Source organism: Paenalcaligenes sp. DL 463, assembly GCF_057475185.1.
Genome location: NZ_JBYBKX010000001.1, coordinates 727,342 through 739,903, shown reverse-complemented (window position 1 = coordinate 739,903; position 12,562 = coordinate 727,342). Strand labels below are relative to the sequence as shown.

Below are 12,562 nucleotides of genomic sequence, written 5' to 3'. Positions count from 1 at the left end.
ACGCCATTTAAAAGCCACGTACTGTGCCAGTATCGTGGCTTTTTGCTCTTTTATACGTCTGGTTTGATCAATCGCCCTTGAAGTTTTACTGACCTAGCCCCATCTGCTAATCAACTAAGGAAGGATTACATGGAACAATTTCACGCCACAACTATTATTGCCGTTCGTCGCGGCGAAGATGTCGCCATTGGTGGCGATGGGCAAGTTACGCTGGGCAATGTCGTGGTGAAAGCCACTGCTCGGAAAATTCGCCGTCTTTATAAAGATTCCGTATTGGCAGGCTTCGCAGGTGCTACAGCCGATGCCTTTACGCTGCTCGAGCTTTTTGAAGCCAAACTGGAAAAGCATCAAGGTCACTTGCTACGCGCTGCTGTCGAATTAACACGCGACTGGCGTACAGACCGCGCCTTACGCCGATTAGAAGCCATGCTCATTGTTGCCGACAAAGAGCACACCTTAGTCCTGACCGGTAATGGCGATGTGCTGGAACCTGAACATGGCTTAGCGGCTATCGGTTCAGGCGGCTCCTACGCACAATCAGCGGGTTTGGCCCTTTTGCATAATACCGATCTTGCACCGGCCGATATTGTGAAAAAGTCACTAGAAATTGCTGGTGATCTTTGTATTTATACTAATAATAATCACGTTGTTGAAACGCTTTGACTACTGTAAAGGTTTCCCACTTTATGTCTGCATCGTCTATGACTCCCGGAGAAATCGTCTCCGAACTTGATAAAAACATCATTGGCCAAAACCGGGCTAAGCGCTCGGTTGCTGTGGCCCTGCGTAACCGCTGGCGTCGACAACAAGTTGACGAGCCGCTGCGTCACGAAATCGTACCCAAAAACATCTTAATGATTGGCCCTACCGGTGTCGGTAAGACCGAAATTGCTCGCCGTCTGGCCAAACTGGCCAATGCACCTTTCATTAAAATTGAAGCCACAAAGTTTACAGAAGTCGGCTATGTGGGTCGCGACGTCGAAACGATCATTCGTGACCTTGTGGATGCGTCGGTGAAACAAACTCGCGAACTAGAGATGCGTCGCGTACGCAGTCATGCCGAAGAGGCCGCTGAAGATCGTATTTTGGACGCCCTTGTCCCACCTGCTCGTGATAGCTACGGCCAGCCAGAGCGCGAAGAAAACACCACACGCCAAGTTTTCCGCAAGCGTTTACGTGAAGGCAAAATCGATGACACTGAAATTGAAATCGATATCGCCCAAACCATGCCACAAATGGAAATCATGGCCCCTCCCGGTATGGAGGAAATGACCGAACAGTTGCGTGGTATGTTTGCAGGCCTAGGCCGTGATAAAACCAAGAAGCGTAAGCTTAAGGTTAAAGAAGCCTTTAAATTGTTGACCGAAGAGGAAGCCGCTAAGCGTGTCAACGAAGAAGAGCTACGTGCTGCCGCCGTACATAACGCCGAACAAAACGGCATTGTGTTCTTAGATGAAATCGATAAGATTACAGCCCGTGAAGGCAACACCAGCGGTGAGGTCTCACGACAAGGTGTACAGCGCGACCTTCTGCCTTTAGTAGAAGGCACAACCGTTAACACCAAATACGGTGTCGTACGCACTGACCACATTTTATTTATCGCTTCAGGTGCTTTCCATCTATCACGTCCTTCGGACTTAATTCCTGAACTCCAAGGTCGTTTTCCAATTCGTGTTGAGCTTGACTCATTAACTGCTGACGATTTTGTTCAGATCTTATCTGACACAGACTCATCGCTTACGAAGCAATACACGGCATTGCTAGGCACTGAAGATGTGACGTTAGACTTCCGCCCTGAAGGCATCCGTCGTCTAGCCGAACTGGCTTTCGAGGTTAACGAGCGTACTGAAAATATCGGTGCTCGCCGCCTATACACCGTGATGGAGAAACTGCTCGAAGACTTATCTTACGATGCGAGTAGTAAATCCGCCGAAACGGTGGTAATTGATGCCGATTACGTCAATGAACAACTGCAAGAAACCGCTGCAAGCCAAGATCTTGCCCGTTACGTGCTATAGGCAATCGTTGCATTGCTAGACTGATAAAAATCCCGTCCGCGTGATCCATTCATGCGGACGGGATTTTTGTTGTGATCCAGCGTAGGTGTTCTCGTTACTTTTGAATTTTAATAACCACGTACTGCTCGTTCTCACGTTTAGCCGTGAATCGCACCTTATCGCCGGGCTGGATCCCCTCAAGCAACGCAGGATTAATGATATAAACCAGTGTCATCCCTGGAAGCTGTAGCGCATCGATACTACCGTGTTTAAGCGTGATTTTTCCTGCCGCAGCGTCAACACGACGCACTTCCCCACTGGCTGTTGCCTCTTGGGCTTGAGCTACACTGATATAAGCAGATGTGCTAAGCGCTGCGCCTAATAAGGCGGCAGAAGCTAAGCGGCTTGTATTAAATGTCATACACTACACTCCAAAAAAACCAGATGACTACACACAGCATAACGCGATTCTCTGGAAAAACCGTGAACAAACATAACACGATTTTTCTCACACAAATATCGCACCGCCCACCTCTTCATCATTCATTACTATGACCACACGCTTATCAATTATCACCACTCGCACCGGGGACGACGGTCAAACCTGCTTAGGCGATGGGTCGCGACTGAGCAAAAGTAGCAAACGCATTCACGCTCTTGGTGAGGTGGACGAGCTGAACAGTATTATCGGTTTATGGCGCAGCGCACCGCTGCCCACCGCCGTTGATGCCTTACTTTCAACCATACAACATGACCTTTTTGAGATGGGTGCCGAACTGTGCATTCCGGGTCACGTGGTAATGACCGAACACCATGTAAAAAATCTAGAAGAGGCTGTGTCGCACCACAATAAAGACCTTGGAAAGCTCGAGGAGTTCATTTTACCTGGAGGGTGTAACGCAGCAGGACTCGCACATTTAGCGCGTACCGTCGCCCGACGAACCGAACGCGCGGTCGTTGCGTTGATGCAAGACGAAGAAATAGAAGCCCCCGTACAGCAGTATCTGAATCGCCTATCCGACCTTTGCTTTGTCTTAGCCCGCGTCCTCAATAAAGAAGCGGGTCAACCCGATGTGTTGTGGGATCGAACACGCAGCAGCTAAGGCTGTCGTCACAATGCTGAGGAGTTTGAGCTTTACTTCTGAACCCAGTAAGCCCCACTACGATGCAATTGATCTTCGGCCTGCTCAATACCACTTACGGCTCGCTTCCCTGTTTTCGCTAACAACTGCTCAACCAAGAGCTCGACCAAGGCTACCGACGCACTGGACGAAGGGAAAAACGAGGGCACATCGGTGTTAAACAACAACGTGTGCTCGGCCTCTAAAGCGATGGGTGCAACCAAACTGTCGCAAATGGCTAAGACCTTACTTTTTGAAGCCAACGCGGCCTCGTAGACACGCACTACCTCGTGCGAATACGGGGCAAAAGCAATTAGCACCACCACATCATCAGGCCTTAACGTACGCAGCTCGACCTCTAAAGTCCCTGCGTCGCTTCGTAGCATTGTTACTGACGGCCGAAATAAGCGATACAGATAATGAAAACTAAAGGCTGCCGCATAAGAAGCCCTAAAACCCGCCACGTACACTCGTTTTGCCTTAACGATTAACTCGATGGCGGGCACAAACCGCTCGGCATTTAAATCCATAAGCGACTGAATATTCAGCGACTGCGCCGCCAGTGTTTTTTCAGCCATGCCTTTGGGATTACGACTTTTCACCACGGCCTTAGCTTGTTCGGCGTACCGCTTGGGCCCTTGCTGTAACGCTCGTGTAAAAACGGCCTTAACGCCAGCCCACCCTTCATACCCTAAGGATTGCGCTAAACGCACAAGCGTTGCTGGCTGAACTTCAGCCCGTGTTGCGATCTCGCGCATTGATAACAAAGGAATGTCTTCGGGATGACGTAAGACATAGCGCGCCCCCACCTGAAATTGAGGCGACATGCTGGCGAACTCATTTTGCAATCGCTGCGTTAAGGCGTCGACCGTCGTGGGAGCTGAAGTATTTTCCGTAGTCATGGTGTGAGTATAACGCGTAGGAATGACGCGAATAGACCACATAAACACGATAAATAACAACGCTGCCGGCCTTGAGTTTTGATTTATCTGTTTCATGCGATACTATAAATTCAACAAACGTTTCATTTATGCGCTGCACTACTACATTCATTTCATCAGCGAGCTTTCTTATGTCACATGTCTTTCATCGCAACCCTAACGTTGAATTGCCCAAAGCGGTTAGCGCCATGGGAATTGAACTTATTGATCAAACCGGCAAACGCTACATTGATGCTTCCGGTGGCGCTGCGGTGTCCTGCTTAGGCCATGGACACGCTGAAGTCATTGCGGCCATTAAGCGTCAGGTTGATGCCATTGCCTATGCGCACACGTCATTTTTCACGACGCAAGCCGCTGAAGACCTTGCTGACTTTCTGGCCGAGCGAGCACCTGGCGATTTGAATCACGTTTACTTCGTCTCGGGGGGCTCAGAAGCCGTCGAAGCCGCGTTAAAACTGGCTCGACAATATTTTGTTGAAAACAACGAAACCAGTCGCAGTGTTTACATCGCCAGACGCCAAAGCTATCACGGCAATACGCTGGGCGCCTTAGCGATTGGCGGTAATGCATGGCGCCGTGAGCCTTTTTTACCCCTACTCACTGAAACTCACCATGTCTCGGCTTGCTATGCATACCGAGATCAAGCCGCCGACGAAAGCGAGCTCGACTACGCGCAGCGTCTCGCCGATGAACTCGAAAACAAGATACTCGAGATCGGTCCTGAAAAGGTCGCCGCCTTTGTGGCCGAGCCCGTCGTGGGAGCAACTGCCGGTGTATTACCTCCGGTAGAGGGTTACCTACAGAAAATTCGAGAGGTCTGCGACCGCTACGGTGTGTTGTTGATTTTTGATGAAGTCATGGCTGGCATGGGCCGCACTGGACATTTATTTGCATGCGCAGAAGACGGCGTCACCCCTGATATTCTAACGATTGCCAAAGGCTTAGGTGCTGGTTATCAGCCCATCGGAGCCATGCTTGCCAGCGATCGTATTTATCAGCGCATTGTTAACGGCTCAGGCTTTTTCCAGCATGGGCACACCTACATGGGTCACGCCACTGCCTGCGCGGCTGCCCTCGAAGTACAACGCATTATTGAACGGGACAATCTGCTTGAAAACGTACGCGAACGGGGTGAGCAATTGCGCTCAGCGCTGCATACCCAACTCGGCGCCCACCCCAACGTTGGCGATATTCGAGGCCGTGGTTTATTTGTAGGCATAGAACTCGTCGCCGATCGAAACACAAAAATGCCCTTAGACCCAGCACTCAAAACCCATGTAAAAATCAAAGCCGTGGCGAAAGAGCATGGCCTACTGATCTACCCAGGAGGGGGTACCGTGGACGGTGTCATGGGTGATCATATACTGTTAGCGCCGCCCTTTATTTGCACCGCTGCGGATATCAGTCGTATTGTTGAGTTGTTAAGCGCCACCATTCACGAGGTGCTACCTGTTTCCACCACCGCTATTGCAGCCTAAACGATGGAGTTTTCATGGCACGTATTCCTTATGCCGATTTACACTCACCCGACGTTAGTCCCTTAGTTGAAAAAATTACGCAAGAACGTGGCAGTGTTTTGCTGTTATATCAAATGCTATTGAATAGCCCACCTATCGCGTCGGGTTGGTTGAATCACCTCAGTGGAATACGTTTACACAGCAGTATCTCAGGCGATATACGCGAACTTATTATTATGCGTGTAGCCATCTTGAATCGCGCTCCGTATGAGGCCGATCAGCATGCCCCTATTGCCCTCAAAGAAGGTCTTAGCCAAGCTCAGCTTGATGCCTTAGCGGACTGGTCAGAATCAGACTTGTTTAACGAGCGCGAACAGGCCGTATTGGCCTACACCGATGAGATGAGCATTAACGTGCAGGTGCCAGACCCCGTTTTTGAGCAGGTAAAACAGCAGTTTTCTCAGCAAGAAGTGGTGGAAATCACCGCCACCATCGCGACTTACAATATGGTGTCTCGTTTTCTCGAGGCTTTAGAGGTCCATAGTGACGACGAGGGCCATCGCTAAATGTCCTAAGCAGCAAGCCGCCCTGCCATTGGGGCGGCTTGCTGTGCTTCATAGGCTATCTCTGACGTAGGAGGCCATGTGTTGACTTAAGTCGACCAGATCTTTTTGCAAGACCTTAAAGTTTGACGTCTTTTCATAGCTCAACTCATCCATGTAAATCGCCCTATTAATTTCAACCTGCAAACTGTGCTTCCCAGCACTAGGCTGACCCATCCGCGCAATTAACGCCACCCCTTTGTAGGGGTCATTACACGCCACGCTATAACCGCGCCCAAGCAAAAACTCTTGCATGACTTCAATAAACTCAGGCTCACACGTTGTACCATCGCGGTCCCCCAACACAAAGTCCGCAAGCACGTTATCGTTGCTTAAGCCCAAGGCTTCGTAAGCGTCAGAAGGCATGGAATGCAAGTTTAAGTGCCATAACGAGCCAAACCGCTCGTAAAGCGCCTCCGCTTGTTCGGCCAACGCCGCATGGTAAGGACGGTGAAATTTTCGAATACGGCTTTCTATCTCAGCCACAAACATTTTTCGGTCATAAATGTCTTGGCCGCGAGTTTGACGCCAAATCAAGCCATGCCCTAATGCCGATTTCTCGGTAGGCGCTAGTCGTGTCGGCCAGGGCTCTAACAAAATATCAGGGTCAATATCACTCTCGTCACGATTTGGATCAATGTATGTACGCGGGAAATTAGCCGTCAACAATGTGGCCCCGACACTGGGTAACGTTGACCACAACTCATCAACATGAGTATCTTCCCCAGACCGTAATACCGAGGCCGGTAAGCAACTATCAAAATCGCTAGGGTACATCACGCCACTGTGCGGGGAGTCACATAACAGCGGTAACACTTCACCCGCAGGGTGACGTAAAACATAAGGCGGAAAATCGTGATCTACAAACTGCATGAGACCTCCTGAAAAGGAATACGATGTAAATCGAAGAGCGTAGACTCGGTTAAATCAACGCGTTACAGACCTATCATTCAAATGGCATGCACTCGCATGCGCAATACCATCTTGAGTGCGACCTAACTCTTTTAACAAGGGTTCTTCATGTACGCATCGCTCAAAGGCATGTGGACAGCGCGGGTGAAAGGCACACCCAGAGGGCGGGTTTAATGGTGAAGGAAGCTCGCCCTTGATGGGAACAAAATCTCGCTGGCTCAGGCGTAACTCAGGCAGCTCTTGGATAAGCGCCTGGGTGTAGGGGTGTGACGCGCGCTCAAAGATGGTGGTGGTATCACCGATTTCCACCATTTTACCCAAATACATGATCATCACTCGATCAGCGAGATGGCTCACTACCCCCAAATTATGACTGATAAATAAATAGGTTAAGCCCAGCTCTTTCTGTAAGCGGATGAACAAATTAAGCACTTGAGCTTGTATGGACACATCCAGTGCAGCTACCGCTTCATCGCACACCAGTATCGTCGGATTCAGGGCAAGAGCGCGTGCGACACCGATGCGTTGACGTTGCCCGCCAGAGAACTGATGCGGGTAACGAAAGCGTGTAGACGTATCCAAACCAACGCGCTCCATCAACCCCACTACGTAACTTTCTTGCTCTGCACGACGAATCAGGCCATGTACGACGGGGGCCTCGCCAATAATATCAATCACACGCATGCGCGGATTCAGCGACGAGAACGGATCTTGAAAGATCATTTGCACTGCCAGCTCGTACTCTCGTCTTGCTTGAGCGCTAAGCTGCTGTACCGATTGTCCTTTAAAACGGATTTCCCCTGAACTGGGCGATAAGATGCCTGCCAGCATGCGGCCTAAGGTCGATTTCCCGCATCCAGACTCGCCAACAATCCCTACGACTTCACCGGCTTTAACTTGCAAATTGATTCCCGCCACGGCCTGCACTGAACCCAAGGTAGGACGTCGTTGTACCCAATCGCTAAAACGGCTAATCGCGTCAGTGGGTGGCGTGAACTCACGGCGCAAATTACTGATTTCAAGTATATGGCTCACGCGGCTACCCCCTTATGCCAGCAACGCACAGTGTGCGTGGCACTGACCCTTTCTTCTGGTGGATCACTTTCACATTGCGACGTTGCACGAGCACAGCGAAAACGAAAGGCACACCCTTGCGCAAGATTCAACAAGGAAGGGGTAGCACCCGGTATTTGAAAAAGCTCACGACCACGCGTTGATGCAGACGGAATAGACGCCATCAAGCCTTGAGTGTAAGGATGTAAGGAAGCACTAATCAGCTCTGCCGTAGGGCCACTTTCTACGATACGCCCTGCATACATCACCGCCAATCGATGTGCCAAACCTGACACCACAGCTAAATCATGCGTGATCCAAATTAATGCCGTGCCCGTCTCACTACACAGTCGTTGCACCTCGTAGAGTATTTGCCCTTGTATCGTGACATCCAAGGCCGTGGTGGGTTCATCGGCAATAATCAGCTTGGGCCGATTCAATAAAGCGATGGCAATGGCCACTCGTTGCCGCATTCCCCCTGAAAGCTGATGTGGATAAGAACGCAAACGCTCGGCGGGGGCTGGAATACCCACCTGATTAAGCACCTCCAAAGACCGAGTCCGGGCTTGCTCCACAGTACAAGATTGATGCGCTTGAATGGTTTCGATCATTTGTGTGTCGATACGCAGCGCGGGATTAAGCGTCATCATCGGATCTTGAAAGATCATCGCTATCTCGTTGCCACGCAATTGTCGATAAGACTCGTTATCGAGTGTCAGCAAGTCATGTCCATCAAAGGTGATCGCCGAGGCTTGAATCTTACCGGGATGATCAATCAGCCTCATTAACGAAAAGCCGGTAATGCTTTTCCCTGAACCTGACTCACCCACCAACCCCAACACTTCGCCAGCGTGCAGCTGTAGTGACACATCATTGACCGCCTTAACGACACCAGCGCGCGTGTGAAACCATGTTTTTAATTCTTCCACCTTCAATAAGGGTTCAGCTATTGACATGAAGGCTCCTAAATCTCGTTTCGAGGATTTAAAATATCGCGCAAGTGATCGCCCACCAAATTAATGGCAATCACAATGATGGCTAAGGCCAAACCTGGAAAGAATGAGATCCAGTAGTAGCCCGATAATAAGAACTCAAAACCGTTTGAAATCAACATGCCCAGCGACGGTTCAGTGACAGGAACCCCCACACCAAGAAACGAAAGGGTCGCCTCTAAGGCAATAGCATGTGCCAAATCGATGGTGGCAATGACCATAAGTGGTGGGATACAGTTCGGAAACACGTGGCGACGCAAAATACGCTGCCAAGGCAAGCCCAAACTACGCGCCGCCTCAATGTATTCCTTATTGCGTTCGACGATGGCAGCCCCTCGCGCGGCTCGAGCAAAGTACGCCCATTGCACCACAATCAAGGCAATGATGACCTTATCCACCCCCTTACCCAGCACAGCCAGCAAAATAAGTGCGACAAGAATAGCGGGGAACGACAACTGTATGTCAACGATACGCATGATCAACGCATCGATTTTTCCGCCGAAGTAAGCCGACACCAAGCCCGCCATCGTGCCGATTAAAAAAGCCGCTGTTACTGAAACAAAACCCACGACTAAACTGATGCGCATGCCATATAAAATGGCAGAAAACACATCACGCGCTTGTCCATCAGTGCCTAGCCAATAGGTGATACTGCCATCACTGCTTTGTGTTCCCGGTGGCAGTTTGGTGTCAAAAATATCCAAGGTCGCAATATCAAAGGGGTTCTGTGGCGCAATCCACGGTGCAAGCACAGCCATTGAGACAAAAACGATCAATAGCAACAATCCAAATACGGCCAGTTTGTTTGACGTGAACTGGCTAACAAACTGCCCCCATAAGCTTTGTTGTTGTATAAGCGAGTGTTTTTCTTCCGGTTGCCATACCGTTGAGTCAGGTTTGCTCATGCGGCCCCCTCTAAACGCACACGCGGATCAAGCACCGTGTACAGAATGTCGACTACCAGATTCAACAACGCTAAAAACACCACCGTTAGCATGAGATAAGCCACAACCACCGGTCGATCTAAGGTAATGATGGAATCAATGAGCAGCTTCCCCATTCCCGGCCATGAAAAAACGGTTTCCGTCACCACAGCAAAGGCGATAACCTGCCCATATTCGAGACCACCGATCGTGACGATAGGAATCAAGATGTTTTTCAGTAGGTGCACGCCCAACACCCTTTTTTCCCGTAGTCCCTTTGCACGAGCAAACTTAATGTAGTCTTGTGGCAAACATTCGCGTGTAGCGGCCCGTGTGACTCGAATAATCAACGCGCACTTAGCTGTCGCGATGGTGGCAGCGGGCAGCCATAAATGCTGAAGACCTTGCCAACTAAAAACACTAAGCTCTATAGGTCCGACATCAATAGTTGGGCCACGACCTCCTGCTGGCAGCCAACCCAACATGACCGCAAACACCATAATCAGCATTAGACCTACCCAAAAGTTGGGCAAAGAAAAGCCCAACACCGAGCCGGCCATAACCGATTTCGCCCCCCACCCATTGGGATAAAGACCTGCGTAAATCCCAAGCGGGATGCCTATCAACAGCGACATCAACATGGCAAGCGTTGCCAACTCTAAGGTGGCCGGCATGCGTTCAAGAATTAAACGCATGGCCGACTCACCATTTAGAAAGCTGTTGCCAAAATCCAGCTGTATGGCCTTACTAAGGAAAATGCCATATTGCGTCCATAGCGGTAAATCTAGCCCTAAATTACGACGTATGGCCTCACGCTCAAGCTCAGATGCCTCTGGGCTGGCCAACATGGAAATGGGGTCGCCAATCATATAAAGACCGCAGAAAACCAGTGCTGACATCACCAGCACAGCAACGGCGGTCTGAATGAGGCGTCTAATTATTGTGGCTAACACAATAGGACACCTCCGCTACTTAAGGAGCAGGTTTAAAGTCTTGGGCTAAGGTAAATTGATCAGCACGGCCTTCGTAATGAATGCCTTTCTTCATTGCCCAGACCGAAAGCTCGAACTGCAGCGGCAAAATTCCGTAGTCGTTAATCACGGTTTCACCGGCTTTCTCGAGTATCTGTGCGCGCTTCTGCTCATCCAGCGTAGAGGACGCCTCGATGATCATGTCATCCAGTGCTTTATTTGAGTAATGGCTCCAGTTCGTTGTTCCATAGCCATCTGCAGCCGATTTACTCATGACCAATGACTTTAACGGATTGATCATTTCGCCTGAACTTACCGCCCACCCAGCCAAATACGAACTAAAGGCATACTGGTCGCGCTGTTTGAAAAACACGGGTGGTGCCGATGTTTCCACTTCAGCCTTCACCCCCACTCTCGCCCACATGGCTGCTACAGTTTGGGCAATACGTTGGTCATTGGTGTAACGGCCCGCCGGAGATCCCAATGTCAAAGAGAAGCCGTTAGGGTAGCCTGCCTCTGCTAAGAGTTCTTTAGCCCGCTCGGGATCAGGTTTGGCTGGGTCTTTGAGTTTTTCTGATGCCCCAAAGCCGGGATACGCCAGTAAGTTAGCCGCCGCAGCCGCTGAGCCACCCATAATCCGCTCAACAATGGCTTCACGGTCAATAGCCAGCGACAGCGCCTCTCGCACGCGTATATCCGTCAGTGGATTTTTTCCCTCCGTACCCGTCATCCCAGCAGGCGGCTCTTCCCCCTGATTTAACGCGATATAAATCACCCGCAAAGAAGGAGTCTCTTGAACATACAGCTTGTCATCGCCTTTTAAGCGCTCTAAGTCGTCAGTGGGTGGGTCCTCGATAACGTCCACATCGCCTGCTAGCAATGCCGCTACGCGTGCGGCAGGATTACTAATGGGACGATACACCACACGTTCCCACGCGGGCTTTTCTCCCCAATAATCGTCGTTGCGTTCGAGCACGATCTCAGCGCCTCGACGCCAAGACACAAATTTATAGGGCCCCGTTCCGATGAGACCTTCACCACGATTTAACTCAACGGTGGTCTTTCCCTCAGGAGCATCACCGGCCGCGGCTTTGCTCGACATAATAGGAACCATGGACAAGTTAGGTAGCAACACAGGGGATGGCCCCTTCGTGTGTATTTTTAAGGTGTGATCATCCACCACTTCCAACTTATCAATGGTGCTGAGATACAGCGCATACGAGGAAGGGCTATTAGGTACCTTCGGCACGCGCTCGTAAGTGAACACCACATCATGAGCCGTAAAAGGGCTTCCGTCTGTAAAGCTAATGCCTTTACGCAAATGGAACGTCCAAACATCGCCATCCACTTCCCATGACTCGGCCAAGGAAGGCACAGGCTGTGCCATTTTATCGGTGCGTACCAAAGGATCAAAAATGGTCTCTGATATCTGAGTATTAGGCGTTAACGAATGAAATTGCGGGTCCATCGCTGACGGTTCCGCACGTAAGGCAATCACGAGATCCTGCGCTTGCACTAGCCCCACACTACTTAGCACACTTAACGCTACAGCGCTCAACAAAAACTTACCCTTAAGGCTTTTTATCATAGGGA

General features: G+C 50.3%; 13 protein-coding genes. 5 read left to right on the top strand and 8 right to left on the bottom strand.

The window, feature by feature from the left end; genetic code table 11:
• Positions 1-129: 129 nt before the first annotated feature.
• Together hslV and hslU are read left to right on the top strand one after the other, a co-directional pair.
• The gene (hslV, locus tag AC2UZI_RS03435) at positions 130-663 is read left to right on the top strand and encodes an ATP-dependent protease subunit HslV (RefSeq protein WP_486942426.1); all 534 of its coding nucleotides are present in this window, start codon (positions 130-132) and stop codon (positions 661-663) included.
• 23 nt (positions 664-686) lie between these two features.
• Positions 687-2,018, top strand: a complete 1,332-nt coding sequence (gene hslU / locus AC2UZI_RS03430) for an ATP-dependent protease ATPase subunit HslU (protein WP_486942425.1) — start codon at positions 687-689, stop codon at positions 2,016-2,018.
• 94 nt (positions 2,019-2,112) lie between these two features.
• Here the strand turns inward: hslU and AC2UZI_RS03425 are convergent, their stop codons facing one another.
• Positions 2,113-2,418 carry a copper-binding protein gene (locus tag AC2UZI_RS03425; RefSeq protein WP_486942424.1) on the bottom strand — a complete coding sequence of 102 codons (306 nt, stop codon included), beginning with the start codon at positions 2,416-2,418 and terminating at the stop codon, positions 2,113-2,115.
• 130 nt (positions 2,419-2,548) lie between these two features.
• Between AC2UZI_RS03425 and AC2UZI_RS03420 the strand changes: the two genes are divergently transcribed.
• Entirely contained in the window at positions 2,549-3,100 is a 552-nt protein-coding gene (locus tag AC2UZI_RS03420; RefSeq protein WP_486942423.1) for a cob(I)yrinic acid a,c-diamide adenosyltransferase, read from the top strand.
• Between the two features lie 32 nt (positions 3,101-3,132).
• Here AC2UZI_RS03420 and AC2UZI_RS03415 read toward each other — a convergent pair whose 3' ends face one another.
• On the bottom strand, positions 3,133-4,116 hold the full coding sequence (locus tag AC2UZI_RS03415; RefSeq protein ID WP_486942422.1) for a MurR/RpiR family transcriptional regulator: 984 nt from the start codon (positions 4,114-4,116) through the stop codon (positions 3,133-3,135).
• Between the two features lie 74 nt (positions 4,117-4,190).
• Here AC2UZI_RS03415 and AC2UZI_RS03410 point away from each other — a divergent pair, with 74 nt between their 5' ends.
• Together AC2UZI_RS03410 and AC2UZI_RS03405 are read left to right on the top strand one after the other, a co-directional pair.
• On the top strand, positions 4,191-5,537 hold the full coding sequence (locus AC2UZI_RS03410) for an aspartate aminotransferase family protein (RefSeq protein ID WP_486942421.1): 1,347 nt from the start codon (positions 4,191-4,193) through the stop codon (positions 5,535-5,537).
• Between the two features lie 14 nt (positions 5,538-5,551).
• Positions 5,552-6,082, top strand: coding sequence for a carboxymuconolactone decarboxylase family protein (locus AC2UZI_RS03405; protein WP_486942420.1), 531 nt, complete (start codon positions 5,552-5,554; stop codon positions 6,080-6,082).
• A gap of 48 nt (positions 6,083-6,130) precedes the next feature.
• On the opposite strand, the gene AC2UZI_RS03400 is transcribed toward AC2UZI_RS03405, so the two are convergent.
• From AC2UZI_RS03400 to AC2UZI_RS03375, 6 genes are read right to left on the bottom strand one after another with little or no spacing between them, the layout of a single operon-like run.
• Positions 6,131-6,991 carry an N-formylglutamate amidohydrolase gene (locus AC2UZI_RS03400; protein WP_486942419.1) on the bottom strand — a complete coding sequence of 287 codons (861 nt, stop codon included), beginning with the start codon at positions 6,989-6,991 and terminating at the stop codon, positions 6,131-6,133.
• Between the two features lie 54 nt (positions 6,992-7,045).
• The gene (locus AC2UZI_RS03395) at positions 7,046-8,065 is read right to left on the bottom strand and encodes an ABC transporter ATP-binding protein (RefSeq protein ID WP_486942418.1); all 1,020 of its coding nucleotides are present in this window, start codon (positions 8,063-8,065) and stop codon (positions 7,046-7,048) included.
• A complete protein-coding gene (locus AC2UZI_RS03390; RefSeq protein ID WP_486942417.1) occupies positions 8,062-9,039 on the bottom strand; it encodes an ABC transporter ATP-binding protein in 978 nt (325 codons plus the stop codon). The genes AC2UZI_RS03395 and AC2UZI_RS03390 overlap by 4 nt, the downstream gene beginning before the upstream one ends.
• 8 nt (positions 9,040-9,047) lie before the next feature.
• Positions 9,048-9,980, bottom strand: a complete 933-nt coding sequence (locus AC2UZI_RS03385) for an ABC transporter permease (protein ID WP_486942416.1) — start codon at positions 9,978-9,980, stop codon at positions 9,048-9,050.
• Complete coding sequence (locus AC2UZI_RS03380; RefSeq protein ID WP_486942415.1) at positions 9,977-10,951, bottom strand: ABC transporter permease; 975 nt, start codon at positions 10,949-10,951, stop codon at positions 9,977-9,979. The genes AC2UZI_RS03385 and AC2UZI_RS03380 overlap by 4 nt, the downstream gene beginning before the upstream one ends.
• A 19-nt stretch (positions 10,952-10,970) precedes the next feature.
• The gene (locus AC2UZI_RS03375) at positions 10,971-12,557 is read right to left on the bottom strand and encodes an ABC transporter substrate-binding protein (RefSeq protein ID WP_486942414.1); all 1,587 of its coding nucleotides are present in this window, start codon (positions 12,555-12,557) and stop codon (positions 10,971-10,973) included.
• Positions 12,558-12,562 lie beyond the last annotated feature (5 nt).